The 25,412-nt window shown below is 74.1% G+C and carries 21 protein-coding genes and 2 pseudogenes; 14 read left to right on the forward strand and 9 right to left on the reverse strand.

Annotated features, from left to right (window positions below; genetic code table 11):
- Nucleotides 1-206: 206 nt before the first annotated feature.
- Complete coding sequence (gene asnB / locus ACIRYZ_RS29375) at nucleotides 207-2,057, reverse strand: asparagine synthase (glutamine-hydrolyzing) (protein ID WP_402949835.1); 1,851 nt, start codon at nucleotides 2,055-2,057, stop codon at nucleotides 207-209.
- A 193-nt stretch (nucleotides 2,058-2,250) separates the two neighbouring features.
- On the opposite strand from asnB, the gene ACIRYZ_RS29380 reads away from it, so the two are divergent.
- Together ACIRYZ_RS29380 and glmS are read left to right on the forward strand one after the other, a co-directional pair.
- Complete coding sequence (locus ACIRYZ_RS29380) at nucleotides 2,251-2,526, forward strand: hypothetical protein (RefSeq protein ID WP_393029042.1); 276 nt, start codon at nucleotides 2,251-2,253, stop codon at nucleotides 2,524-2,526.
- Nucleotides 2,527-2,611: 85 nt separating this feature from the next.
- Entirely contained in the window at nucleotides 2,612-4,438 is a 1,827-nt protein-coding gene (gene glmS / locus ACIRYZ_RS29385; protein ID WP_402949838.1) for a glutamine--fructose-6-phosphate transaminase (isomerizing), read from the forward strand.
- 75 nt (nucleotides 4,439-4,513) lie between these two features.
- Here the strand turns inward: glmS and ACIRYZ_RS29390 are convergent, their stop codons facing one another.
- From ACIRYZ_RS29390 to ACIRYZ_RS29405, 4 genes are all read right to left on the reverse strand, one after another.
- Entirely contained in the window at nucleotides 4,514-5,365 is an 852-nt protein-coding gene (locus ACIRYZ_RS29390) for a serine peptidase (RefSeq protein WP_402949840.1), read from the reverse strand.
- Nucleotides 5,362-9,555: a hypothetical protein gene (locus tag ACIRYZ_RS29395; protein WP_402949842.1), complete on the reverse strand. Its 4,194-nt coding sequence runs from the start codon at nucleotides 9,553-9,555 to the stop codon at nucleotides 5,362-5,364. The genes ACIRYZ_RS29390 and ACIRYZ_RS29395 overlap by 4 nt, the downstream gene beginning before the upstream one ends.
- Nucleotides 9,556-9,693: 138 nt before the next feature.
- Entirely contained in the window at nucleotides 9,694-10,665 is a 972-nt protein-coding gene (locus ACIRYZ_RS29400; protein WP_402949845.1) for a glutaminase, read from the reverse strand.
- Nucleotides 10,662-11,123: a hypothetical protein gene (locus ACIRYZ_RS29405; RefSeq protein ID WP_402949847.1), complete on the reverse strand. Its 462-nt coding sequence runs from the start codon at nucleotides 11,121-11,123 to the stop codon at nucleotides 10,662-10,664. Before ACIRYZ_RS29405 ends, ACIRYZ_RS29400 begins: the two co-directional genes overlap by 4 nt.
- Before the next feature lie 247 nt (nucleotides 11,124-11,370).
- Between ACIRYZ_RS29405 and ACIRYZ_RS29410 the strand changes: the two genes are divergently transcribed.
- Entirely contained in the window at nucleotides 11,371-11,586 is a 216-nt protein-coding gene (locus ACIRYZ_RS29410; RefSeq protein ID WP_402949850.1) for a heavy-metal-associated domain-containing protein, read from the forward strand.
- 53 nt (nucleotides 11,587-11,639) lie between these two features.
- Here the strand turns inward: ACIRYZ_RS29410 and ACIRYZ_RS29415 are convergent, their stop codons facing one another.
- The gene (locus tag ACIRYZ_RS29415) at nucleotides 11,640-12,191 is read right to left on the reverse strand and encodes a DinB family protein (protein ID WP_402949852.1); all 552 of its coding nucleotides are present in this window, start codon (nucleotides 12,189-12,191) and stop codon (nucleotides 11,640-11,642) included.
- Between the two features lie 99 nt (nucleotides 12,192-12,290).
- On the opposite strand from ACIRYZ_RS29415, the gene ACIRYZ_RS29420 reads away from it, so the two are divergent.
- Nucleotides 12,291-13,262, forward strand: coding sequence for a helix-turn-helix transcriptional regulator (locus tag ACIRYZ_RS29420; RefSeq protein WP_402949855.1), 972 nt, complete (start codon nucleotides 12,291-12,293; stop codon nucleotides 13,260-13,262).
- A 36-nt stretch (nucleotides 13,263-13,298) separates the two neighbouring features.
- Here the strand turns inward: ACIRYZ_RS29420 and ACIRYZ_RS29425 are convergent, their stop codons facing one another.
- Complete coding sequence (locus ACIRYZ_RS29425) at nucleotides 13,299-14,633, reverse strand: PLP-dependent aminotransferase family protein (RefSeq protein ID WP_402949857.1); 1,335 nt, start codon at nucleotides 14,631-14,633, stop codon at nucleotides 13,299-13,301.
- Nucleotides 14,634-14,779: 146 nt separating this feature from the next.
- On the opposite strand from ACIRYZ_RS29425, the gene ACIRYZ_RS29430 reads away from it, so the two are divergent.
- On the forward strand, nucleotides 14,780-15,553 hold the full coding sequence (locus tag ACIRYZ_RS29430; protein WP_402949860.1) for a crotonase/enoyl-CoA hydratase family protein: 774 nt from the start codon (nucleotides 14,780-14,782) through the stop codon (nucleotides 15,551-15,553).
- 43 nt (nucleotides 15,554-15,596) lie between these two features.
- A complete protein-coding gene (locus ACIRYZ_RS29435; RefSeq protein WP_402949863.1) occupies nucleotides 15,597-16,367 on the forward strand; it encodes a GNAT family N-acetyltransferase in 771 nt (256 codons plus the stop codon).
- Between the two features lie 395 nt (nucleotides 16,368-16,762).
- On the opposite strand, the gene ACIRYZ_RS29440 is transcribed toward ACIRYZ_RS29435, so the two are convergent.
- Nucleotides 16,763-17,689 carry a LysR family transcriptional regulator gene (locus tag ACIRYZ_RS29440; RefSeq protein ID WP_402949866.1) on the reverse strand — a complete coding sequence of 309 codons (927 nt, stop codon included), beginning with the start codon at nucleotides 17,687-17,689 and terminating at the stop codon, nucleotides 16,763-16,765.
- A gap of 231 nt (nucleotides 17,690-17,920) precedes the next feature.
- Here ACIRYZ_RS29440 and ACIRYZ_RS29445 point away from each other — a divergent pair, with 231 nt between their 5' ends.
- Both ACIRYZ_RS29445 and ACIRYZ_RS29450 read left to right on the forward strand, forming a co-directional pair.
- Nucleotides 17,921-18,451, forward strand: a complete 531-nt coding sequence (locus ACIRYZ_RS29445; protein ID WP_402949868.1) for an SRPBCC family protein — start codon at nucleotides 17,921-17,923, stop codon at nucleotides 18,449-18,451.
- Between the two features lie 6 nt (nucleotides 18,452-18,457).
- Nucleotides 18,458-19,186 carry a maleylpyruvate isomerase family mycothiol-dependent enzyme gene (locus ACIRYZ_RS29450; protein WP_402949871.1) on the forward strand — a complete coding sequence of 243 codons (729 nt, stop codon included), beginning with the start codon at nucleotides 18,458-18,460 and terminating at the stop codon, nucleotides 19,184-19,186.
- A gap of 28 nt (nucleotides 19,187-19,214) precedes the next feature.
- Here ACIRYZ_RS29450 and ACIRYZ_RS29455 read toward each other — a convergent pair.
- Nucleotides 19,215-19,424: pseudogene (locus ACIRYZ_RS29455) on the reverse strand (hypothetical protein); the annotation flags it as partial.
- Here ACIRYZ_RS29455 and ACIRYZ_RS29460 point away from each other — a divergent pair.
- The 6 genes and pseudogenes from ACIRYZ_RS29460 to ACIRYZ_RS29485 all read left to right on the forward strand — a co-directional run.
- Nucleotides 19,395-19,595 (forward strand): annotated as a pseudogene (locus tag ACIRYZ_RS29460) (nitrate reductase); the annotation flags it as partial. The pseudogenes ACIRYZ_RS29455 and ACIRYZ_RS29460 overlap by 30 nt on opposite strands.
- 125 nt (nucleotides 19,596-19,720) lie before the next feature.
- Nucleotides 19,721-20,245: a hypothetical protein gene (locus tag ACIRYZ_RS29465; protein ID WP_402949874.1), complete on the forward strand. Its 525-nt coding sequence runs from the start codon at nucleotides 19,721-19,723 to the stop codon at nucleotides 20,243-20,245.
- Between the two features lie 277 nt (nucleotides 20,246-20,522).
- A complete protein-coding gene (locus ACIRYZ_RS29470; RefSeq protein ID WP_402949877.1) occupies nucleotides 20,523-21,233 on the forward strand; it encodes a DUF6461 domain-containing protein in 711 nt (236 codons plus the stop codon).
- A gap of 156 nt (nucleotides 21,234-21,389) precedes the next feature.
- Nucleotides 21,390-22,679, forward strand: a complete 1,290-nt coding sequence (locus tag ACIRYZ_RS29475) for a tetratricopeptide repeat protein (RefSeq protein ID WP_402949880.1) — start codon at nucleotides 21,390-21,392, stop codon at nucleotides 22,677-22,679.
- 423 nt (nucleotides 22,680-23,102) lie between these two features.
- Entirely contained in the window at nucleotides 23,103-24,674 is a 1,572-nt protein-coding gene (locus ACIRYZ_RS29480; RefSeq protein ID WP_402949883.1) for an alpha/beta hydrolase, read from the forward strand.
- 70 nt (nucleotides 24,675-24,744) lie between these two features.
- Entirely contained in the window at nucleotides 24,745-25,359 is a 615-nt protein-coding gene (locus ACIRYZ_RS29485) for a disulfide bond formation protein DsbA (RefSeq protein WP_393028987.1), read from the forward strand.
- The last annotated feature ends 53 nt before the right edge of the window (nucleotides 25,360-25,412 follow it).

Consider the following 25,412-nt stretch of genomic DNA (forward strand, 5'->3'; position numbering starts at 1 on the left):
TCGAGGTGAACGGTTCGCTCCCATCCTGACGGCGCGGGGGGCGGGAAGCCGCGTTTTCGCCCGCCAATCGGGAGGTGTCGGCGACGCTACCGCATCGTGCGACGACCGGGCGGGGCGGGCCGCCCTGCACCATCGGATGGGCGATGATCACCCGGACGGGTGCGGCGGCCCGCGCCCGGGCCGCCGCACCCGTCCGGTCACAAGGGTCAGAGCTCCAGCGTCACCTGGTACTCCGTCAGCCAGGCGTCCAGGTCCAGCGCGAAGTCGACGCTCAGCAGGACCGACCGCGGGTCGGTGTCCGGGGCGAGCGCGGCGGCGAGCCGGCCCCGGTCGAGCAGGCCGAGGGCGGGGGACTCGTGCCCGGCGGCGAGTTGGGCGAGTTCGGCGCGCAGCAGCGCCGGGTAGTGCGGGTCGGCGGTGACCGGGTACGGGCTCTTCACCCGGTCGGCGATCGCGGCCGGCAGTACGTCCCGGACGGCGGCGCGCAGCAGGCTCTTCTCCCGTCCGTCGAAGCTCTTCATCGCCCACGGGGTGTTGAAGACGTACTGGACCAGCCGGTGGTCGCAGAACGGCACCCGCACCTCCAGCCCGTTGGCCATGCTCATCCGGTCCTTGCGGTCGAGCAGGATGCAGACGAAGCGGGTCAGGTTGAGGTAGGAGATCTCGCGCATCCGCCGCTCCAGCGGGTCGGCGTGGTCCAGGTGCGGGACCTCGGCGATCGCCTCGCGGTAGCGGGCCCTGCGGTAGCCGTCCAGGTCGAGCTTGGTGAGCAGGCCGGCGTCCAGCAGGTGTTCGCGCGGGACGGAACCGGGGCCGGCGATGGTGGCCATGCCGGCGAGCCAGGGGAAGTCCTCGGTGGCGACGGTCGTCGGGTCGTGGAACCAGCGGTAGCCGCCGAACAGCTCGTCGGCGGACTCGCCGGACAGCGCCACGGTGGACTCCCGGCGCACGCCCCGGAAGAGCAGCAGCAGCGAGATGTCCATGTCGCCGACGCCGTTCGGCAGGTCGCGGGCGCGCAGCACGGTGGCGCGCCGGGACAGGTCGGTGAGCTCGGCGGCGTCCAGCTCGATCACCGTGTGGTCGGCGCCGACGTGCTCGGCGAGCAGCTCGGCGTAGGGGCTGTCCTGGGTCTGCCGCACCTCGTCGGTGTGGAAGTTCCGGTTCTGGCCGGTGAAGTCGACGGAGAAGGAGCGCACCGGGCCGGCCCCGGCCCGGCGCAGCGTCATCGCGGCGAGGGCGGTGACGGCGCTGGAGTCCAGGCCGCCGGAGAGCAGCGAGCACAGCGGCACGTCCGAGTCCAGCTGGCGGTGGACGATGTCGTCCAGCAGGGCCCGGACGGTGGCGACGGTGGCCTCCAGCGAGTCGGTGTGCTCGCGCGCCTCCAGCGCCCAGTACCGGCGTACCGAGATGCCCTCGCGGCGCACCCGCACCACGTGTCCCGGCCGGACCTCGTGGATGCCCCGGTACGGGGTGAGGCCGGGGGTGCGGGTGTGGGCGAGCAGTTCGCGCAGCCCGTCCAGGTCGACCACCGGGCGCACCGAGGGGTGGGCCAGGATCGCCTTGACCTCGGAGCCGAAGAGCACGCCGTCCGGGGTGGGGTGGTAGTGCAGCGGCTTGACGCCCATCCGGTCGCGGACCAGCAGCAGCTCCTCGCGCCGGGCGTCCCAGATCGCGAAGGCGAACATGCCGTTGAGCCGCTCGGCCAGGCGCTCGCCCCACTCCAGGTAGGCGTGCAGCACGACCTCGGTGTCGCTGCGGGTGCGGAAGCGGTGCCCGGCCGCCTCCAGTTCCGCGCGCAGCTCGCGGTGGTTGTAGACCTCGCCGCTGTAGGTGAGCGCGGCCAGCAGTCGGCCGTCGTGCTCGACCGTCATCGGCTGGACGCCGCCCTCGACGTCGATCACCGCGAGTCGGCGGTGGCCGAGCGCGGCGTGCGGCTGCAGGTGGACGCCCCCGGCGTCCGGGCCGCGGCAGAGCTGGGTGGCCGTCATCGCGTCGAGGACGTCCCGTTCGGCGGTGAGGTCGTGTTCGAAGGCGACCCATCCGGTGATCCCGCACATCAGCAAGCCTCCGGTCTTCCGCTGCGTGTTCTCCGGATCACGCTACGTGTGGAATCGGCGCCGCTTCAAGGGCCTGTCGGGAGGGTGACGGGCGGGCGTCCATCTGGCTGCCTGAGCTGAAAGTCGCAAAGTCTGCCCGAATTCGGGCAAGATCTTTGGCTTCGGCGGGCGGCGCGACCTAGAGTCCTCACTCGTGCCGAGCTCACCCCACCCTCACGAAGACCTCCTCGCCCACCTCACCCGGACCAGCCCGCTCGGGCCCCGGGAGGCGGCGCGGGTCGTGGCGGAGGTGCTGGCGTACTTCTCCGAGAGCACCGAGGAGTACGTGCGTCGCCGCCACGGCGAGCTCCAGGCACGCGGCCTGACCAACGAGCGGATCTTCGCCCGGCTCGCCGAGGAGCTCTCCGCCCGCCGCGTCGCGGCGCCGGAGCTCTCGGCCCGCCAGTTGCGCCGGATCGTCTACGGCTGAGCGCCGCCCCCCACCCCGCCAGGCCGCGCGACCGTCCCGAGACCCGACCTTCTCCAGATCCGACCTTCCCAAGAGGAGATCACGCATGTGCGGAATCGTGGCCTACATCGGCCCCAAGGACGCGACCCCCTTCCTGCTGGAGGGGCTGGCCCGGCTGGAGTACCGCGGGTACGACTCGGCCGGCGTCGCCGTCGCCGGGCGCACCGGCGGGATCAAGCTCCGCAAGGTCAAGGGCCGGGTCGCCGACCTCGCGGCGGCCGTGCCGGCCCGGTTCAAGGGCACCACCGGCATCGGCCACACCCGCTGGGCCACCCACGGCGTCCCCAGCGACGCCAACGCCCACCCGCACCTGGACACCGCCGAGCGGATCGCCGTCGTCCACAACGGCATCATCGAGAACGCCGACGAGCTGCGCGCCAAGCTGACCGCCGACGGCGCCGTGTTCCGCTCCGAGACCGACACCGAGGTGCTCTCCCACCTGATCGCCGCACACGCCACCGAGGGCGTCGAGCTGGAGGACGCCGTCCGCGCGGCGCTCGGCCGTGTCGTCGGCACCTACGGCATCGCGGTGCTGGACGCCGAGCAGCCGGACCGCATCGTGGTCGCCCGCAACGGCAGCCCGATCGTGCTCGGCCTCGGCGAGAAGGAGATGTTCGTCGCCTCCGACGTCTCCGCCCTGGTCCGCTACACCCGCCAGGTCGTGCACCTGGAGGACGGCGAGCTGGCCACCGTCCGCGCCGACGGCTTCCGCACCTTCACCTCGGACGCCCGCACCACCCACCGCCAGCCGTCCACCGTGGACTGGGAGATCGACTCCTACGACACCGCCGGCTACGAGCACTTCCTGCTCAAGGAGATCCACGAGCAGCCCACCTCGGTCGAGCGCACCCTCAGCGGTCGGCTGGACGAGCGCTTCAGCACCGCCCACCTCGGCGGCCTCAACCTGGACGCCCGGGAGCTGCGCGAGATCCGCCGGGTGAAGATCCTCGGCTGCGGATCCGCCTACTACGCGGGCGAGATGGGCGCGCAGCTGATCGAGGAGCTGGCCCGGATCCCCGCCCACAGCGAGCCGGCCTCCGAGTTCCGCTACCGCAACCCGGTGATCGAGGCGGACACCCTGTACGTCGCGGTCAGCCAGTCCGGCGAGACCTACGACACGCTGGCCGCCGTCCAGGAGATCAAGCGCAAGGGCGGCCGGGTGCTCGGCGTCGTCAACACCGTGGGCAGCGCGATCGCCCGCGAGTGCGACGGCGGCATCTACCTGCACGCCGGCCCCGAGGTCTCGGTCGCCTCCACCAAGGCGTTCACCTCCACCGTGGTCGCCTTCGCCCTGCTCGCCCTGCACTTCGGCCGCATCCACGACCTCTCGCCCGCCGACGGCCGCCGGATCGTCTCGGCCCTGCAGGCCCTGCCGGACCAGATCCGCGAGGTCCTCGAGCAGAGCGACGCGATCGCCCGGCTCGCCGCCGAGTACGCCGACTCCAGCGGCATGATGTTCATCGGCCGGGTCCGCGGCTACCCGGTCGCCCGTGAGGGCGCGCAGAAGCTCAAGGAGATCTCCTACGTCCACGCCGAGGCCTACCCGGCGAGCGAGCTCAAGCACGGCCCGCTGGCCCTGATCAGCCCCGAACTGCCCACCGTGGCCCTCGTCCCGGACGACGAGCTGCTCGACAAGAACCTCACCACCCTCGGCGAGATCAAGGCCCGCCACGGCCGGGTCATCGCCGTCGCCCACCGCCGCCCCGAGGAGAAGCTCGCCGACCACTGCATCCTGGTCCCCAAGAGCGAGCCGGAGTTGGACCCGCTGCTGCTCAACATCCCGCTGCAGCTGCTGGCCTACCACGCCGCCGTCGCCCTTGAGCGGGACGTGGACAAGCCGCGCAATCTGGCGAAGAGCGTGACGGTGGAGTAAGTCCCGTAGTTCGTGAGGTAGTTCGTACGGCGCTCGGGCCCGGTCGCGGTGTGTGCGGCCGGGCCCGAACTGCTGTCACAGGTGTGTGCGAACGGCCGTAGCCACGGCGGCGGAGCGGAGGTAGCGGGCGGCGGTGTGGAAGTCGAAGAGCGAGATGCTCTCGGTGAGGTCCTCGTCCACGTCGGGGAAACGGCGGGTCAGCGGGCGGGGGACGGCCACCGGGTCGCCGTGGTCGCTGATGTTGACCCAGCGCCGCACGCCCGGCGGGCGCCGGCCGACGTCGTCCTCGGGGGCGGGGGAGAGCCGGTGGAACACGCCGTGGGGGAGGGCCAGCGGCGAGCCGAGGGTGAGCAGGAGGTCGACCTCCAGCTCCGGACGGGCGTGCAGCGCCTCGTAGGTGACCACGCTGCCGAGGGAGTGGGCGATCACGATCCGCGCCCCGCGGTCGCCGATGGCCGCGGCGACGGTCTCGCGGGCGGCCTCGCGGGCCGTCGGCTCACCGAGGTAGCGGGCGACGTCGCGGAACAGCGTCGCGATGAACGCCCTGGTCAGCCGGCCGTCCAGGCTGAGGTGGCGGGCGACCATGCCCGCGAAGTGGCGCAGCGGGATGGCGAGTCGGCCCTGTGCGGTCGCCCCCGGCAGACCCAGGGCCTCGGCCCAGTCGGCGGCCAGGGCGGCGGCGGTGGGGTCGTCCCGTTCGAGGCGGTCGAGGTCCGCGTCGTCGTCGGCGCCGCCCTGGGCGGTGGGCCGGCCGGCGTGCAGGTGGTGCGCGTAGTAGGCGTAGCGGAGGTCGAGGCGCTCGGGGCCGAGGCCCAGGCCCTGGGCGAGGTCCTCGGCCCAGCGGCGGGAGCGGGCGGCAACGACGGACTCGGGGGAGTGGGCGGGGGCGTGGTGGCCCACGCCGTGGACGGCGACGATCGGGGTCATGCGGGCACTCCTGGGGTCGGCGGCGCGGGGCGCAGGACGGGGCCGGAGGGATCGAGGTCGAGGCGGATGATGTCCGGGCCCACGCCGACGAACACACCGCCGTCGGGGCCGACGGCGATGGCGAAGACGCTGTCGGGGAACCAGAGTCGGTGGAGCTGGGTGCCGCCGGTGAGGTCCCAGATCCGCAGGCAGCGGTCGAGGCCGCCGGTGAGGGCGACGGGGCGGCCGTCGAGCAGGGCGGAGGCGATGGCGAAGACGGCGCGGGTGTGACCGGGGAGGTCGCGACGGGACGTGCCGTCGAGCGCGACGAGGTGCAGGCTGCCGTCGCTGTGGCCGCTGAGGACGTACGGGCGGCCGTCGACCGTCGACACCGCGAGCGCGTGGACGTCCGAACCGGCGTTCATGTACAGGCGCTCGGGCTTGGCTCGGGTGCGCGCGTCCGCCTTCCAGACGGCCCCGCGCCGGTCCCCGGCCAGAACGGTGCCGCCGATGGTCGTGACGGACAGCACTTCGGCGCCCGCTCGCATGAGGTGGCCGGTCAGGCCGGGCTGGTCGCGGTGGTGGAGCCACACGTGGCCGTCCTCGTCCCCGGTGACGGCGTGCTCGGTGCCGTCGTCCAGGTGGACGGTGGCGATCGCGGTGCTCCGGTGCTGCTGGGCCGGAGATATCCAGTACCGCTCGCCGTCCGGTTCGAAGCCGAGGAGGCCGTGGCCCTGACCGGCCACGAGCAGCAGCGGTACGGGGCCGGCGGAACCCGCCGCGATGGTGTGCGGCCAGTTCCCGGTGAGGAAGCGGAACCGGTCGCGGTCGTCGGCGCGGTCCGCGTTGAGCACGGCGATCTCGCCGTCCCCGCTGGCCGACGCCAGCCGGCCGTCCGGTAGGAGCGCCAGGGCAGTGACCGCGTGCCGGTGGCCCCGGCGCTGGCGCTGGACGGACCTCCCGTCCGGATCCCAGACCCGCACGGTGCCGCCCTCGCCGGCGGTGAGCAGCCGCCAGCGGCCGTCCACCGTGGCGTCGGTGACCGCGGTGACCGCCGTGGTGTGGTTCGCGACCACCCGCCAGCGTTCGTTGGGCACGCCCTGCACGAAGACGTAGTCGATGTCCGCCATCCGGACGGTGCCGTCGTCGCTTCCGGTGAGGAGGTACCGGCGCCGGTCGCCGTCGGGCTGGTTCGCGGCGGTGAGCACGGTGATCTCGGCCGCGTGAGTGGCCTCCCTGCTCCGCGGGCGGACGGTGCGCCCGAACAGGCTCACGGCTGCGGATCGGTGGGCGGTGGCGATCTCCGCGCGGTGGTCGTCGATGGGCGTGGCCGCGGTGATCCGGTCCGCCTGGTCGGTGTGCTCGCCGACGGCGATCCGGGTGCCGTCCGCCGCCCAGGCGGTCACCTCGCCGCCCTCGTGGTAGGCGAGCACACCGCTGTCGCGGTAGCGGGCGAGCCGTTGGACGGTGCCGCTGTACTTGGGCAGGGCGATGGTGGCCGCCGGCGAGCCGGTCGTCAGGTCCCAGTGGCGGATCCGCTCGTCCTCCCCCGCGCTGGCGAGCAGGAGCGCGCCGTCGACCGTCAGGGTGACGACCGTCCAGACCGGGCCGTTGTGTGCCTCGACGGTCCAGAGCCGGCGGCCACTGGTCAGGTCCCAGGCCCGGAGCCTGCCGTCGTCGCAGCCGGTCACCGCGACCGGTCGGCCGGCCACCTCGGCGGCGGCTACGCAGCCCACCGGGGTGCCGTGGTCGGGGAGTTCGAGCACGGTGGTCGCCGTCCGCAGGTCCCAGAGCCGCGCCGTGCCGTCCTGGCCCGCCGTGAGCGCGTGGGCCCGACCGTGGATCTCCAGTGTGGTCAGGTCCCAGATCTTGCCCCGGTGGCCGATCAGGGTGGTGAGCAGCCTGGTCGGCAGCGGGCGTCCGGCGGTCCAGCGGATGGTCCACGGACTGCCGCCGGACAGCGCCCGGTACAGCTCCCACGACTGGTAGCGGGCGGCGTCGACGGCGAGGATCTGTCGACGCTCCGCCGGGGTGGCGTCGCTGTGGGCACCCAGGGACGCCCGGTAGACGACGCTGTGAGGGTGCTGCTCGCCGTGGTGGTAGAACTCGGCCGCCAGCGCCGACGGGTCGGCGTGGACCAGGAACTCCGGGTCCTCCAGCAGCTCGGGCAGTGCCCGCGCCCGGCCGGCGTGGCGGGCGGCGTGCCGGAGCAGGTAGGGCTCGGCGAGGTCCCACCGCCCGGGGCGGATGTCGGCGGCGAGCCGCTCCCACACCACCCGGGCGTTCAGCTCGGGGCGGGCACGCAACCGGTCGGCGAGCCCCTGGTGGAACAGCCGGTACACCGGCGTGCCCTCCTGGTCGGCGGAGCGCCGCAGGTAGAAGCGGGCCTCCTCCAGCAGCGGGCCGGTGCCGGTGGTGCCGGCCGCCAAACCGAGCAGCCGCTCCGGCAGGCCGGCGCCCTCGGCCCAGGCGAGGGCGGTCAGCACCACCCGCATGCCCTGGTCGGGCTGGTGGCTGAGGTCCAGGTCGAGGATCTCGTCGAGGGTCCGGGGAACGGCCCGGCCCAGGGCCTCGGCGTCGCCCGGCGTACGGAGCGGAGGCAACTGCTTCAGCAGTAGCCGGATGTAGAGGCTCGCCACCAGGAACTCGCCCCACTCCTGCTCCTCCGAGACCAGGGTCTCGGCAACCGTCGAGGCCAGCCGCTCGACCAGGGCGACCGGGTGGGCGGCATAGGCGTCCGAGCGGCTGAGCAGCTCGGCGACGTAGTCGGCGAGGTCTCGGCCCAGCTGCTCCCGGGGGACGAGGCCGAGGTCGAGCAGGCCGTCCCGGGCGCGGGCGGCGTCGAGCAGCGGGCGGAGGCCGGGCTCCGGGCGGGTGGCGACCAGGACCCGGCAGAGCGGTGCGTCGTCCCGCCGGCGGCGGGAGGTCAGCGGCAGCAGCAGCGCGGTGAGCAGGTCGACCGGCTGTTCGGCCTCGTCGAGCGCGTCGAGCAGCAGGACCGGAGGGGCCGGCAGGGCGTACAGGGCGCGGATCAGCCGGTCGGCCGTCCACTGGCCGCTGTCCGCGGGGAGCGGGAGGCCCCATTGGGAGGCGAGGGAGGCCACGACCTCCGCCAGTCCGCGTTTCCGGGCGTGGACCACGGCGAGCTCGGGGACCTTGCGGGGCGCCAGTCGGCGCAGGGCGCTCCAGATGTGCTGGGTGGGCGCGCGCAGCTCGGGGTGCGCGGCGCAGGCGAGCATGCCCATCAGCGCGGACTTGCCCACGCCGGGCTTGCCGGTGACGACCCGGAGCGCCGGGCCCTGCCCGTCGAGCCACTCGCCGAGCCGGGCGAGCTCCTCGGCGCGGCCGGTGAAGGAGGTCGACACGTGGGCGCCGTACGCCTGTTGGTGGCCGAGGGCGCGGGTGGCGAAGTGGCCGGGGTCGGCGGTCTCGTCGAGCAGGGCGGCCAGTTGAGGGTCGGTCGAGGCGCCGGGGCGGTGGCGGGGATTGCGGAAGAAGCGCAGATGGCTCAGGTCGGCGCCCAGCGTGGCCATCGGGCGCTCGATCCGCTGCTCGGGGCCGCCCCGGCCCAATTCCTCGACCCTGCGGGCGAGTTCGCGGCAGAAGCGGTCGATCGGGATGTACTCCAGGGACTCGTCGAGCGGCAGCGAACCGTCGGTGAAGCCGTCGAGCACCTCGGCCACGGCGGAGCTCAGCCGGCCGTCGTACGCGGGCTCGTCGGGAAGGCTGGCGGCGACCACCCAGACCCGGCGCCGCTCGGGCCGGGCCACGCTGGCGAAGTGGCTCCACACGACCCGGCCGGAGTAGCAGAGGTCGAGCAGGAGCAGGACGGTCGGGCGGTTGTCGTCCGTGCTGGACTCGATGCCGCTGATCCAGGTGGACAGCTCGTCGGTGAGGAGGCCGTCGCCGCCGACCACGTGGAGGCCCTTGTCGATCCGGTCGGAGCGTTTGCCGTGGGCGAGGAGGTGGACGATGACGAAGCCCGGGCCGCTGTCCAGGGCGGCCCGGACCGCCTCCGACAGCGCGGCGGCGGTGGCGGCCGGATCGTCGGGGGCTTCCACCAGGCCGTAGCGGTAGTCCTCGGTCAGGATGGTGCGCAGCCGGTCGGCGCAGGCCGGTGCGTAGTCGAGCCGCGGCCACTCGCGCGGCCCCTCGTCGGCCGGATCGCCCGCCTCGCCCTCGACCCCCACCACCAGCGCACGGTGCTCCACCGGCCGTTCCCCCAACTTCCCACCCGCGTGCCCGACTGGTCGGGCGTGGACCGGTGTCAGGGTAGCGAGGTGGTGGGTGGGTGGGCGCGGGTGGGCGTGGGTGATGGGGGCGCGGGTGGAGGGGAGGCGATGGCCCGGTCAGAACACCGAGCAGCCGGAGAGGGTGGTGAGGGTGTCGAGGGCGGTGACGGCGGCGACGGAGTTGCCGGCCTGGTCGAGGCGGGGGCCCCAGGCGCAGACGGCGGCGCGGCCGGGGAGTATGGCGAGGATGCCGCCCCCGACGCCGCTCTTGCCGGGCAGGCCGACGCGGAAGGCGAACTCGCCGGCGGCGTCGTAGGTGCCGCAGGTGAGGAGGACGGCGTTGACGCGCTTGGCCTCGCTGCGGGACATCAGCCGGGTGCCGTCGGTGCGCACGCCGTAGCGGGCGAGGAAGGAGCCGGCCAGCACGAGGTCGCGGCAGCTCGCGGCGACGGCGCAGTGGGCGTAGTAGTGGTCGAGGACCGTCTCGACCGGGTTCTCCAGGTTGCCGTGGCTGGCGATGAAGTGGGCGAGCGCGGCGTTGCGGTGGCCGTGCTCGGCCTCGGAGGCGGCGATCACCGGGTCGGTGTCCAGCAGGGGGTTGCCGGACTCGTGGCGCAGGAACTCCCGTACGGCGCCGGAGGCGTCGCCGGTCAGCGACTGCAGGCGGTCGGTGACCACCAGGGCGCCGGCGTTGATGAAGGGGTTGCGCGGGATGCCGTGCTCGGTCTCCAGCTGCACCAGGGAGTTGAAGGGGTTGCCGGAGGGCTCACGGCCGACGCCCCGCCAGAGGGCGTCACCGCCGTCGCGGCTGTGGGCCAGGGCGAGCGCCAGGGAGAACAGCTTGGAGACGCTCTGGATGGAGAACGGCTGCTCCCAGTCGCCGACGCCGTACAGCTCGCCGTCGACGGTGGCCACGGCCATGCCGAAGGCCTCCGGGTCCGCCGTGGCGAGGGCCGGGATGTAGTCGGCGACCCGGCCGCGGCCGGTGGTCGCCCGGGCGGCCGCCTCGGCGGCCTCCAACAGCACCGGCCAGTCCAGGCTCTCCCCGTCGATCACGGCTTCCTCCACGTGCACACGCTTGACGATCATGGTTCGGACCGGGTGTCGGCCTTTCGGTGACACCCGGCCCGACCAGTGATTATCCGTGCTCCGGGGCCTTGCCGCGTCCGTGGTCCGCGTAGTGGTCCGTCCGTGCTGTGTCGGTGCTGCGCCGTGCTCCGTGCAGTGGGTCGTGCAAGGTGGGTGGAGCCGACGGCCGGCGGCCCAGCCGCGACGGTGTCGCCGAGGACGGCGTCCACCTCAGTGGCGAACTGCTCGGGGCGCTCGGCTATCCCGTTCTCCACCCGCACCTTGTAGCGGTAGAGGTGCTCCCCCGTGCCGAAGCGGGCGGAGCCGCCGGGCGCGGTGGTGAAGGCCAGCGAGGCCGGTCCGGTGTGCCAGGGCTGCCACCACAGCAGGCCCGCCGTCACCGCCGAGACCAGCGCCAGGGCGAGCGCGCCGTGCCAGGGCTTCCAGTGCTTCCAGTGGTTCAGCGAGGTGGCCGCCATGCGGAGCAACTCCTGAGCTGGGTCAAAAGGGGTGCATCAGGAGGGACGGGCAGTCGGGCGGTGGCGGTTCAGCGGGGGGTGCCGGCGGCTCCTGTCGGACGCGGGGTGCGGTCGGTTCCCGGAACCACTCGAAGGTGCCACCCGTGTGGCGTGTTCCTGGGGAACGGCGTCGGATTGGGGTGTTGTGGTGCGGGTCGACCGGTTCGACCGCTCCAAACCCACCAGCTGCCCTATCGGAGGCACCGTCATGTCCATCACCACCGTCCTCACCGTCGACGGCATGAGCTGTGGCCACTGCGAGAAGACCGTGAGCGCCGGGCTGGCCGCCATCCCCGGTGTCACCGGCGTCGTCGCGGACGCGCCGAGCGGCCGGGTCACCGTGGCCTCGGCCCAGCCGCTGGAGGAGACGGCGCTGCGCAGCGCGGTGGACGGGGCCGGGTTCACCTTCGTCGGCCAGGTCTGACTCCGGTGCGGTGGGGTCTGCCGCCCGGACCCCGGCGGCAGACCCCGTCCGCCTCAGCCCATGCTCTTCGCGCCGTCCAGGGCCTCGCGGATGATGTCGGCGTGGCCCGCGTGCTGGGCGGTCTCGGCGACGATGTGCATCAGCACCCGGCGGGCCGACCACTCGGCGTCGGCCTCGAACCACGGGGCCTTCGGCAGCGGCTGAGTGGCACTCAGGTCGGCCAGAGTGGCCACCAACTCGTCCGTGCGGAGGGCCGCTTCGGCGTACTCGGCGAGCACAGCGGCCAGCGTCTCACCGGGCAGCATGCGGAACTCGTCGGCACGGCGGGCGAAGTCGGCCTCGGTCCAGGCGGTGAAGTCGGGCATCGCGGAGGGGCCCTCCACGATGAAGTTCGCCCAGAGGCGCTCGACCGAGGTGACGTGCTTGATCAGCCCGCCCAGGCACAGCTCGCTCACGGTGCTCCGCGCGCCGGCCTGCTCGTCGGTGAGGTCGCGGGTGGTGAACCGCAGGAAGTGCCGCTGCTTCTCAAGCGCCACCAGGAGGTCGGCGCGCTCGCCGGTGACGGTGGTCTTGGCGTTGGCGTTGGCGGCGGAGGTGGTGGTCATGGCTCTGGCCTTCCGTTCGGTTCCTGATCCCTCGGACAAGAACCACGGTACGGACCATTGCGGTCACTTCCTGTCCTGAATCCCGGAGAGAATCAGGGCATGGCGAACACCAGCACCCGGACGCTGCGACTGCTCTCCCTGCTCCAGACCCACCGGTACTGGCCCGGCGAGGAACTGGCCGACCGACTCGGCGTCTCCGTCCGCACCCTGCGCCGCGACGTCGACCGGCTGCGCGAACTCGGCTACCCCGTCGAGGCCCAGCGCGGGGTCGACGGCGGCTACCAACTGGCGGCGGGCGCGGCGCTGCCACCGCTGGTCATCGACGACGAGGAGGCGGTCGCACTCGCGGTGGGCCTGCAGGCGGCGGCCGAGAGCCCGGTCGAGGGCGTCGGCGAAGCCTCCGTACGGGTGCTGGCCAAGGTCGTCCAGGTGATGCCGGCCCGGCTGCGTCGCCGGGTCGAGGCGCTGCGCGCGATGACCGTCCCGGTCGACTGGGGCACCTCCACGGGCTCCGGCGTCGACCCGGACGTCCTCACGGTGGTCGCCCTGGCCTGCCGCGACGGTGAACGGCTCCGTTTCTCCTACACCGCCGCCTCCGCGTCCCGCACCGAACGCCACGTCGAGCCGCACCGGCTGGTCAGCCTGGACCGGCGCTGGTACCTGGTCGCCTACGACCTCGACCGCGCCGCCTGGCGGAGCTTTCGCCTGGACCGCCTCACCACCCCCCAGGGCAGCGGTGCCCGCTTCGCCCAGCGGCCCCTCCCCGCAGCCGACGCCGCCGAGTTCGTCCGTGCCGGCCGCAGCGGCATGCCCCGGCCGCACCGGGTGGAGGCCCTGGTGGAGGCGCCCGCCGAGCGCGTGCGTGCGCACGTGGGGCGCTGGGGCGAGGTCGAGGAGGCCGGGGCCGAGCGCTGCCGGCTCGTGATGACGGCGGACTCGCTGGACTGGCCCGCGATGGCCCTGGGCTCGCTCGGCGCCGAGTTCCAGGTCGTGCGGCCGCCCGAACTGCGGGAGCTGCTCGGCGAGTGGGCTGCCCGATTCGGGCGGGCGGCGGGGGCGGGGACGGAGTAGGAAGTCGGCCCGGTCGACTTCTCGTGCGGCGGGGGCTCACGGGGCGATGGACTCGATGGTGCTGCGGAGGCGGTGGAGGGCCTCGGGGAGTCGGTCGAGTGGGGGTGTGGCGAGGGCGAGGCGGACGGCGTTGGGGTGGTGGGGGGTGGTGGCGAAGGCGTCGGCGGTGGAGATGAGGATGCCCTCGGTGGCGAGGAGGGCGGCGACCTGGTCGGGGCGTTGGTGGGGTTCCAGGGTGAGCCACTGGATGTAGGAGCTGGGGTGGGCCGTGACGTCGAGGCCGGCCAGGGCGGTTCGGGCGAGGGCCTGGCGGGCGGCGGCGTCGGTGCGGCGTTGCTGTTCGAGGCGGGCGACCGTGCCGTCCGCGAGCCAGCCGGTGGCGAGGGCCGTCGTCAGGCCGGGGGCGCCCCAGGCGGCCGCGCGTAGCTGGGTGGCGGCGGCGCGCAGGTGGCGGTCGGGCAGGACGGCGAAGCCGAACCGCAGGCCCGGGGCGACGTTCTTGGACAGGCCGGCGACGTAGCAGGTGCGGTCGGGGGCGAGGGCGTGCAGCGGCGGGGGCGGTGCGGCCTCCAGGAAGGCGTAGGTGCCGTCCTCGATCAGCGTGCAGTCGTGTTCGGCGGCGATCGCGGCGAGGCGCTCGCGCTGGGTGCGGTCCAGCACCCAGCCGAGCGGGTTGTGGACCGTCGGGATCGTGTACACCGCGCGGACCGGCCGGGCGCGGCAGAGGCGGTCGAGCGCGTCGAGGTCCGGGCCGGCCGGGGTGACCGGGACCGGGGCCGGGTCGAGGCCGTGGGCGGCGGCGAGCAGCTTGATGCCCGGGTAGCTGAGCGCGTCGACGGCGAGTACGTCCCCGGGGCGGGTGAGCGTGCGCAGGACGCAGTCCAGGGCCTGCTGCGCCCCGCTGGTGAGCAGGACGTTCTCCGGCGCCGTGTCGACCCCGCGGTCCAGCAGGTAGGTGGCCACGACGGCCCGGTCGTGCCGGTGGCCGCCCGGCGGGTGCTGGCGCAGCAGGGCCTCGGCGTCGCCGGAGGTGGCGAGCGCGCGCAGGGCTTGGCGCAGCAGGTCGCCCTGGCCGGGGGCGAGCGGCTGGTTGAAGGACAGGTCGGCCACCCGGGGCACCGGGAGCGCGCGCGAGGGCTCGATGCCGTCGTAGCCGGAGCGGACCCGGACGAAGGTGCCCCGGCCCTGTTCGCCGACCACCAGCCCGGCGGCGCCCAGTTCGGCGTACACCCGGGTGGCCGTGGCGAGGGCGATCCGGCGTTCCCGGGCGAGTGCGCGGTGGGTCGGCAGCCGAGTGCCGGCCGGCAGGGCACCGGAGCGGATCGCGGCCGCGTACTCGTCGACGACGGCCTTGTAGGAGGGCGGTCGCATGGGTGGCCTGCCGTTCCGTGGTCCGAGCTGGGCGGGGGGTGGGGCGGAGCGCGTCAGGAGTGTATCCATGACAATAACTGGATTGTCCTGGGCCGGTGTTCCTAGCCTGCGACGAGCAGGATCAAGGCGAAAGGGAGCATCCGGCCATGACCGTCCGCAGCGAGCGGGACCAGCACGTCGTCACCCTCACCATCGACCGGGAGAAGAAGCTCAACGCCCTCGACTATCCGACGATCGACGCGTTGCTCGCCGAACTCGACCGGATCGACGCCGACGACACCGTCCGCGCCGTCATCCTCACCGGCGCCGGGCAGCGCGCGTTCAGCGCGGGCGCGGACATCCCGGCCCTGACCGCCAGCATCGCGGGCGGGCCCGAGCGGGCGCTGCGCGAGTTCGTCCGGCGCGGCCACACGCTGACCCGGCGGATCGAGGAGTTCCCGAAGCCGGTCATCGTCGCCGTCAACGGGCTCGCGTACGGCGGTGGTTGCGAGATCACCGAGGCCGCGCCACTGGCGGTCGCGGCCGAGCACGCGACCTTCGCCAAGCCGGAGATCTTCCTCGGCTTCCCGCCGCCCTTCGGCGGCTCACAGCGGCTGCCGCGCCACGTCGGTCGCAAGCGCGGGCTGGAGATGATCCTCACCGGCGACCCGATCCCGGCGGCCCGGGCCGCCGAGATCGGCCTGGTCAACTCGGTCGTTCCGGCCGACGAACTCCTCGACTCGGCCCGGGACCTGGCGGACCGCATCATCCGACACGCGCCGACCGCCGTGGCGGCCTGCCTGCGGGCGGTCACCCGGGGGATCAACCTGCCGATCGACGAGGGCCTCGCGGTCGAGGCGGCGGCCTTCGCCGCCACCGTGCCGACGGACGGCGTCCGGGACGGGCTGCGGCGGTTCCTCGACCGCTCGCAGGCCCGCTGAAATTTCGCTTGGCCCGGAGCGGCGGCGGGGCGATCATGGCGGGATGTCCGATCTGCTTGCGCGTGTGACCGCCTTCCATGTCGCCTTCGCCCGCCGCCAGGCGGCCGAGATCGTCGAAGCCCCCGAGTTCCCCGGGGTGTTCGCGGTCCGGGACGAGGAGTTCGTCCGCTCCCACGAGCACAACCACCTGGTCGTCACGGGGCCGGGCACCGATCCGGCGATGCTGCCCGAGCTGGCGGCGCGGTGGCTCGGGCGGCGCGGCCAGTACGCGATCACCGTGCTGGACGACGAGTGGGGCGAGCGGGCCGCTCCGGCGCTGGCCGAGGCCGGGTACGAGTCGGGTGCCATCGTGCTCCTGACCCGCGAGACGGAGGGCTGTGAACTGCCCGAACCGGCCGCACTCCCCGCCGAGTTGGCCGAGCTGCGGGCGCCGGTCCTGCGTCAGCAGTCGGAGTGGTACGAGGACGCGGAACTCGCCCGTCAGCTCACCGAACGCCGGGCCGCCCGGCTGCGCGGCGCCGAGCAGGTGCACTTCCTGGCCGCCCGGACACCGGACGGGCGGATCGCGGGCTGGAGCGACCTCTACCTCGACCGGGCTGCCGGGCTGGCCCAGTTGGAGGACCTGGTCACCGATACCCGGCATCGCGGTGCGGGCCACGGTGACACCCTGCTCGCCACCGGCCTGGCGCTGGCGGCCGCCGCCGGCATCCCCCGGCTCTTCCTCGCCGCGGAGGCCGCCGACTGGCCGCGGGAGTGGTACGGACGGCGGGGCTTCACCGAGTTCGGCCGCATCCACTCCTTCCACTCGCGCTGAGCGGCGAAGGGACGCTGGCCGGCGGCCGACCTCGGCCGGTCAGGATGGAGACGTGAACTTCCCCGTGCGGTGAAGGCCCTCGACACGCCCGCGCTGCTCCGGCTGGAGGAGCGGGCGCTCGACCTCGGCCTCAGTCAGCGGCTGGACCCGGCGTGGGTGCGCGCTCACGCGGCACCCGGCGGACGGCACTACCTGCGCCCGGCCCTGTGGCACGTGCTCTGCCACCGCCCGGAGCTGCCGGGCCAGTTGCGCTGCGCGGTGCTGCTGGCCGTACGGACCGGGGAGTACCTGCGGAGCCTGCTGGACGTCCTGCCGGAGGACTTCGCCGAGCTGCCGGGCGCCGTCCCGGGGGGAGGAGGGCCTGCGGCGGGCCCTGGACGGTGGCGCACCGTCGGTCAGGGAGTGGCGGCGGTCGGAGGGCCAGCGGGTGTCGCGTCCCGCCCGCAGTGGGCCGCGACGGTGTCGGCGAAGGCCCGGGCCAGCGGGCCCAGGGTGTCCCAGTCGCGCAGCGCCCAGCCGACGGTGAGGCCGGGCAGGTCGGGCAGCGGCAGCAGCCGCAGGCCCGGGTGGCCGGGGCCCTGCCACTCGGGGAGTGCGGGTACGACGGCCTGGCCGAGGCCGAGTTCGGCCAGCAGGATGGCGGTGTCCCAGTCCGTGACGCTGGTGTCGAAGACCGGCCGGATGCCCGACTTGCCCAGCCAGTCGTCGAGTTGGGAGCGGGACACCGAGTTCTGCGGCAGCCCGATGAGCCGGGCGTCCTGGAGGTCGGCGGGTTCGACGCTGTCCCGGGCGGCGAGCGGGTCGTTGGCCGCGACGGCGAGGACCCAGGGCAGGTCCACCACGGGCCGCTGGTCGACGCCGCGGACGGGGGTGCCGAGGGTGATCCAGGCCAGGTCGACGTGCCCGGCGGTGAGCGCCTCCAGGCAGTTGCGGCTGGAGACCCCGGTCTGGAACTCCAGGCTGACCTGCGGGAAGCGCTGCCGGAAGTCCACCACGGCCGCGGACATGAAGTGCCGGATACTGGTGGCGCCGGTGGTGATCCGTACCGATCCGCCTTCCCCGCGCGCGAGTTCGGCGATGGTGCGCAGCGCGTGGTCGATCCCGCCCAGGCCGGTGGCCACGGCCGTCTGCAGATGGCGTCCGGCCTTGGTGGGGACGACGCCGCGCGGGTGGCGCTCGATCAGGGTGAGGCCGAGTTCGCGCTCCAGCCGCTTCACGTGCTGGCTGACGGCGGACTGGCTGCACGCCAGGTCGCGGGCCACGGCGCTGAGCGAGCCGGCCCGGCAGACGGCGGCGAAGACACGGAGGTCGTCAAGGGTCACGGGGATCCAAGGTAATGCTTGGAAGTGTCCCAGCAAACCGGTGGATTGACTTGGATGTCCGGCAGGATCGATCATCGATCGCAGGGCCCGCGAGAAGGGCGGCAACCCGCCCGCTGCCTTCGCGGTGTTCCGGACGCCGAGGCGGGGGTACGGCGGGTGTCGACCCGTAGGAGTTCGCTGGATCGGCTGCATCAGGTACGTGAGCGACATCAGGTACGGAGGGGGAGCGGCATGCGGTACGCCGATGGTCCGGGCGCGCAGTGCGAGGTGATCGTCGGGGCTGAGGTGGAGCGGGTCTGGGGGTTGGTGACCGACATCGCCCTGCCCGCCCGGCTCAGCCCGGAGCTCCAGCAGGTCGCCTGGCTGGACGGCGCGGACGGTCCCGTGGTGGGCGCGCGCTTCGAGGGGCACAACCGCCGGGTGAACATGCGCGACTGGCGGACGGTCTCCGAGGTGATCGAACTGACGGAGTGCCGCGCCTTCGCCTGGGCCGTCATGGACGTGGACGGCCGGTACGGCGACCCGGTGTCGGAGGTGCCCGGTGCGCTGGCCCGGTGGCGCTTCGACCTGACTCCCGAGGACGGTGGCACCCGGGTGCGCCAGTCGGTGGTCATCGGCCCCGGCCGCAGCGGCGTCACCCTGGCCATCGAGGCCAGGCCGGAGCTGGAGGAGAAGATCGTCGCCTTTCGGCTGGATGAGTTGCGCGGCGGGATGACGGCGACCCTGGAGGGCGTCAAGTCGCTGGCCGAGGCGGGGCGTTAGATCGACGTGGAGACGGAGTACGCGGGCCTGCTGGAGGCGGTCCGGGCCTCGGCGGAGCGGCTCGGCGCGAGTGTCGGGACGCTGACCGACCGGGAGGCCCGGGAACCGTCGCCGCTGCCCGGTTGGAGTCGGGGGCACGTCCTCACCCACCTCGCCCGCAGCGCCGACGCGTACCGGTGGATGCTCGCCGTGGCCCGTACCGGCACGCCGCCCGGGCCGCGCGCCGACTCCGCCGAGCTGGAACGGCGGTTGCGCGAGGGCGCGGGGCGGGGCGCCGGCGCGCTGGTCACGGACCTGCGGGGCAGTCTGGACGGGCTGCTCGCGGACGCGGCGGCGCTGCCCGCCGAGCGCAGGGCGGTGCTGGTCGCCGCGCTGGCGGGGTGGCGGCACCCGGCCTGGTACCTCCTGTGGCGGGCCTGGCGTGAGCTTGAGGTGCACCATGTGGACCTGAACCTCGGCTACTCGGCGCGGAGTTGGCCGGAGGCCTTCGTCCGGCGGGCGTTGGAGGAGAGCGTGGCGGCGCTGGCCGCGCGGCGGGTCGCGGTCGCCCGGATCGAGGCCGAGGACCTCGGCCGTACCTGGACCCTCGGCGAGCAGGGCCCGGTGGTGCGCGGCCCGGGGCACGCGCTGCTCGCCTGGTTCGCCGGGCGTGGTCCGGCGGCGGACCTGTGCTCGGACGGTCCGCCGCCGGTTCTGCCGCCGTGGCCGCTGCCGCCGGTGCCCGGCTGGGGGTGAGGGGTCAGGGGTTGAGCGTCCGGCCCTCCGCGGCGAGCAGGGCGGCCGCGATCTCCGGGAAGCCCCGCCGCTCGGCGTGGGTGCGGGCCGTGGTGCCGTCGGCGTCCGGGAGGAGCGGGTCGGCGCCGTGGGCCAGGAGGATGTCGACGATCTCCCGGTGGGCGGGGCCGCCGTCGCCGAGCAGGACCGCCTCCAGCAGGGCCGTCCAGCCGAGATCGTCGACATGACCGACCCGCAGGCCGCCCTCCAGAAGATCCTGCCCGGCTGGCTCATCCCGGTCTTCCTGCTCTCCCTGGTCGTCGGCACCATCGCCGTCAACGCCCTCACCGCGTACAGCGCGGGCCTCGCCCTGCAGGCGGTCGGCATCCGGATCCGGCGCACGCTCAGCGTGCTCGTGGCCGCCGCGGTCTACGCCCCCCTGATGCGTCGAGCCGCAGGGCGGCGCAGCGCCTGACGGCCGTGGCCGGTCGCTCGGGAAGTCGGCGGGTCCGACTTCCCGAGCGGGCGGTTGGGGGCGCTGACTAGGGTGACCGGGTGGACATAGCAGCAGTGGCGATCGCAGTGACCGGTGTGGCGGGGACCCTCGGGGCCGCGCTGCTCACCCAGCGGGGTGCCGAACGGGCCAAGCGGCGCGAGTTGGAGCTCGGCCAGGCCTTCCAGGACACCCGTGAGAACCTCGCCCTGCGGCGCGGCTGCTACACCCGGCTGTACCGTGACGCACGGCAGTTCGCGACCGCGCTCAACCGGCACCTGCACGTCCTGCGCGACCGGACGCCCGAGGAGGGCGACATCCGGGCGCTGGAGGAGGCCAAGGACGCGCACCGCAACCACTGGTCCGAGACGCTGATGATCGCTCCCGATGTCGTGATCGCCCCGGGCGACACGGCGAATCAGGCGCTCACCCGCGTCTACGGGATGGTCAAGCGCCTGGAACAAGGCGATGCGAGGCCCGGTGAGAGCCTGCGATCCGCCACCGAGGCGCAGGACGAGCTGTGGGCGCTGATCAAGATCATGCGGCATGCGATGCGGCAGGACCTGGGGGTGGCCGGGGAGTTCTAGCCACACGGGTTCGCCGGGGTGCTCGATCGGGCGGCGAGGGCGGCTCCGCAGTGCGCCTCGGTTCGGGTCGGCCCCGGAGGCGTCGGTCGGGGCGGAGCACCGCGGACAGCCCTCCGTCGGGCGGCGGCGACTGCGGCTGAACGGCGGCTCACCGCAGGTGAGTTCACCTGCCGCACCAACCTCTGCCCGCCTGTCGGTGCTGCATGTCGGTGGTGTCGGCTAGGGTGCGTCCGGCTGCGCCTGTCCATCGCGGGCCGGCGTGAAGGGGAGGGACGTCATGGGCGACGGTGCACGCGGGGGCGAGGGGCGGGGCGGTGGCGGCACCCTGCGGGACGGCACCCCGCCGAACGGCACCCGGCGGGACGACATCCAGTGGCTGGCGGACGCCGGTGCCGAGGTCGACGGGGTGGTGTTCGCCCGGGGCATCCCGCCCGAGGAGCTCGCCCGCCGGATGGGGGCCGACCCGGCGGGCGTCACCGGGCCGATCAGCGGGACGGAGATCTGGGACCTGGACATCGAGGGCTACCGCCCCGGTGGCGACGGCGACGGTGTGATCCGGGTCGGCGAGGCGGGCGGCTGGTCCTTCGCGATCGAGTACGGCGACTCGACCGGTGGTGAGTTGCTCACCGAGATAGCCCGACGCGGCGCCGAGGTGGTGCACTTCCGCCCGATGCCGGAGCAGCCGCCGGCCCTGCTCGACTACGCCCGGGACGGCGCCGTGCTGTGCGGCTTCGGCCTGGGCGAGGAGCGCTGGCGCTGGGGGCAGGAGCCCGATCTGCTGCTGCCCGAGCTGGTCGCCGCGCAGGTCCTGGAGGCCGACGGCATCACCCACTGCGCTCCCGGGGGCGAGCGCGCCGGGGCCGTCCGGCGCCGGGCCCTCGGCGTGGTCGGGCGGCGGTTCGGGCTGCTCCTGCCCCGGGCGGTGCTGGGCGAGCTGCGGCTGCCCGCCTACGTGGTGCGCGGCACGCCGGGGCTGGGGCCGCGCTGAGGTTCCGGAGCGGGTCCTCACCGCGAACGGGAGACGCCGCTCCGACGGCGGACGCCGCCCGGGGGGCGTGACTGCGGGTGCCGCTGTGATGTCGGTCGCGCACGGATCCGGCCAAGTTGCCGAGGACGTCGCCTTCGGACGGTAAGGTTCGCGATCATGGATGCCGCTGAATTCGACCGTCGGGCCCGCGGTACGCACGTGGACTGGATCCCCTCCGACCTGGTCGCCCGGCTCATCGAGCACGGCCACCTCGACCGGGTGCGACAGGAGGCGTCGTCCGGCGACTGGCACTGCGCCCGGGCGTGGGTGGAGCAGTTGGCCGCCGAGGACCGGCAGGACGACGCCCTGGCCGTGCTCGCCCCGTACATCGAGGCGGGCTCCTGGGACGCGGCCCGCGCGCACGCCGAGTTGCTGGAACGGTGGGGCTACGAGGAGGAGGCGATCGCCTTCGCCCAGGTGCTCTCCGAGGTGGGCGTCGGCGAGGGCGCGGCGTTCGAGCACCTCGCCCGGCTGCTCGCGCGGCACGGGCGGGGGGAGGAGGCGTTCGAGCTGCTCCGGCCGCACATCGAGGAGGCGGAGTTCGCGGCGGCGCTGGTCGACGTGACCGGGGGGCTCGGCCGGGACGAGGAGGTCGCGGAGCTGCTCGGGGCCAGGATCGAGGCGACGGCCGAGCGCCGGCCGAACGCGGAGCTCGGCGTCCCCGAGCCCGACGACGCCGTCGGCCTGCTGGCCGCCGTCCGCGAGCGGCAGGGCCGGGTGGACGAGGCGATCGCCCTGCTGCGCACCCGGGAGACCACCTCCGGCAACGGCCGTGACCGGCTGGCCGACCTGCTGGCGCGACACGACCGCGTCGAGGAGCTGCGGGCCTACGCGGCGGAGGACCCGCTCGGGAACGCCGCGACCGCCCTGGCCGAACTGCTGGAGCTGCGCGGCGACATCGAGGGCGCGGTCGAGGTCTACCGGGCGCGCGCGGCGCAGTCGCCGAACCAGGCGGTGCTGCTCGCCCGACTCCTGGCCCGGCACGGGCGGGGGGACGAGGCGATCGAGGTGCTGCGCGCCCTGCCGTGGGCGAGGGGCGGCGATGAGGACCGGATCGTCTCCACCCTGTGCGAGCTGTACGTCGACCAGCGGCGTGCCGAGGAGGGGCTGGCGTACCTGGACGGTGTGCTCGCCAGGTTCGGTGCGCCGGAGTGGGAGTACGTCCGGCTCCGGCCCCGACTGCTCGCCGCCTGCGGCCGCCTGGAGCAGGCGATCGAGGAGCTGCGGGCCGATCTCGATGCCCCGTACGCGGCGGGCGAGTTGGCGTCGCTGCTCGCTGACGCCGGCCGCCTGGAGGAGGCTGTCGCGGTTCCCGCCGTTGCGGCGGACCGCCTGCTGCTCGCGCCGCTGCTGCTGAAGCTCGGACGGATCGACGAGGCCATGGCCGCCCTCCGGCCGTCGGTCTGACGCGCCTGGCCGCCTGGCCCGCGAAACCCGCCTGACCTGCGTAGCCCGCCCTCGAGCGGCGACGGCCGCCGTGCGCAGCCGCGCCGCCGCCTGATTCTCCCGCCGCGTCCACTGCCGGGACAGCGGTGTCGCCGCTCGATGCGTCTGCCCTCCGTGCCCGCGGCTGCGGCCCCGGCGCGGGTGGCCGGCGGTGAGGCTGCCACCCGGTGGGCCGGTTGAACCCTCACCCGGTCGGCCGGTGGCAGTCCGGACGGCGCACGCCCCCCGTCCGGGGCTTCCGGCGAGCATTGCCGCGCCGTGGCCCCTAGGGTCTGTGGTGCGTCGACGGTGCCGCGCGCCGGGGCGTACGCCGCCCGCCGCGCGCCGGTGCGCGGCGGGCCCGAGACCGCGCCGCGCGGCAGACCCCGAGAGGTGGACCGCTCCATGCACACCGTCGTCCGCGGCGCCGGCGCGCTCGGCCTGGCCGCACTGCTGCTGGCCCCCGCCGCCGGCTGCCGGAGCGAGAGCAGCTCCGCCGCCGAGCCCGCGCCGACCTCCCCGGCCACCGGCGCCACCGCCACCGGCCTGGCCGCCCAGCAACTGGTCTGGCGCCCCTGCCCGGCCCCGAGCGCCGCCCAGGGCGGCGGCGCCGCGCCCGGGAACGACTGGCAGTGCGCCACTCTCAAGGCCCCGCTGGACCACTCCAAGCCGGACGGCGGGACCGTCGACCTCGCGCTCATCCGCAGCAAGGCCAAGGACGAACAGCACCGGATCGGCTCGCTGTTCTTCAACTTCGGCGGCCCCGGCGCCTCCGGCGTGGCCACCCTGCCCGCCTTCGCCAGCGCCTACGCCTCCCTCAACACCCGCTACGACCTGGTCAGTTTCGACCCGCGCGGGGTCGGCGACAGCGCCGGGGTGAAGTGTCTGGGCGACCGGGCGATGGACGTCAACGTGGCCCTCGACAGCACCCCCGACACCCCGGCGGGGGTCAAGGCGCTGGACGACGCCAACGCGCAGTTCGCCGCCGCCTGCGAGCGCAACTCCGGCCCGGTGCTGCCCTACGTGGACACCGAGAGCGCCGCCCGCGACCTCGACCTGATGCGGCAGGTGCTCGGCGACCAGAAGCTCTTCTACTTCGGCATCAGCTACGGCACCCAGCTCGGCGGCGTCTACGCGCACCTGTTCCCGAAGGAGGTCGGCCGGCTCGTCCTGGACTCGGTGGTCGACCCGAGCAAGGACCCGCAGCAGGACGCGCTCGGCCAGGCCCAGGGCTTTCAACTCGCCCTCGGCAACTTCATGAAGGCCTGCGCCACCCAGGCCGCGATCGCCTGCCCGACCGGCAACGGCGGCGCCGAGGGCACGGCGAAGATCACCGGCCTGCTGCAGAAGCTCGCGCAGTCGCCGCTGCCCACCGACAGCGGGCGCAAGCTCACCGAGAGCCTGGCCATCACCGGCATCGCGGCCGCGCTGTACAGCCAGCAGACCTGGCCCGTGCTGGCCTCCGGGCTCACCGAGGCGATGCAGCAGGGCACCGGCAACACGCTGCTCCAGCTGGCCGACTCGCTGCTCGGGCGCGACCAGCAGGGGCGCTACAACAACCTGAACGCGGCCAATCGGGCGATCTCCTGCGTGGACGCCCGGCAGCGCTACTCCGACCAGGACGTCGAGCAGCAGCTGCCGCAGTTCCGCACCGCCTCCCCGGTGTTCGGCCCCTTCACCGCCTGGGGCCTGACCGGCTGCACCGGCTGGCCCGTCCCCGGAAAGACCGACCACCCGGAGGTCTCGGCCGAGGGCGCCGCCCCGATCGTGGTGGTCGGCACCACCGGCGACCCGGCCACCCCGGTCGAGGGTGCCCGCACGATGGCGCAGCAGCTGGGAGCGGGCGTCGGCGTCATGGTGACACTGAAGGGCGAGGGCCACGGCGGGTACAACACCGGCAACCCCTGCCTGAAGCGGACCGTGGACGCCTACCTGCTGGACGGCACGGTGCCGGCGGACGGGACCACCTGCAGCTGAGAAGTGGCCCATGGTGGTGGGCGGTGATTGGCCCTGAGGAGTGGTCCAATCGGGCCCTAGGATCGTCGATATGAACGAGAACGCCACCAAAGTCGACTTCTACTTCGATCCTGTCTGCCCCTTCGCCTGGATCACCTCCCGGTGGATCCTGGAGGTCGAGAAGCAGCGCGAGCTGGACCTCAGCTTCCGGGTGATGAGCCTGTCCGTCCTCAACGAGGGCCGCACCGACCTGCCCGAGCGCTACCAGCGTCTGATGACCACGGGCTGGGGCCCCGTCCGGGTCTGCATCGCCGCCGCCGAGAAGCACGGCGAGCACGTCCTGCGCGACCTCTACACCGAGCTCGGCACCCGTCTGCACGACCAGGACCGCGCCGCCGACGACACCCTCATCCGCGAGGCCCTGGTCGCGGCCGGCCTGCCCGAGGAGCTCGCCGAGGCGGCCGACAGCACCGCGTACGACATCGCGCTGCGCAAGAGCCACCACGAGGGCATGGACCCGGTCGGCGAGGAGGTCGGCACCCCGACCATCCACGTGGACGGCGTCGCCTTCTTCGGCCCGGTGCTGAGCGCGATCCCGCGCGGGGAGGACGCCGTACGGGTCTTCGACGGGGTCCGGCTGCTGGCCGGGTACCCGAAGTTCTTCGAGCTCAAGCGGACTCGGACGGGGTCGCTCGACTTCTCCTGACCGACTTCCCCGGACCGACGGGCCGCCGCCAGGCCCCACCCCTCGGCGGCGAC

Source organism: Kitasatospora sp. NPDC101155 (assembly GCF_044768305.1).
Lineage (GTDB): Bacteria > Actinomycetota > Actinomycetes > Streptomycetales > Streptomycetaceae > Kitasatospora.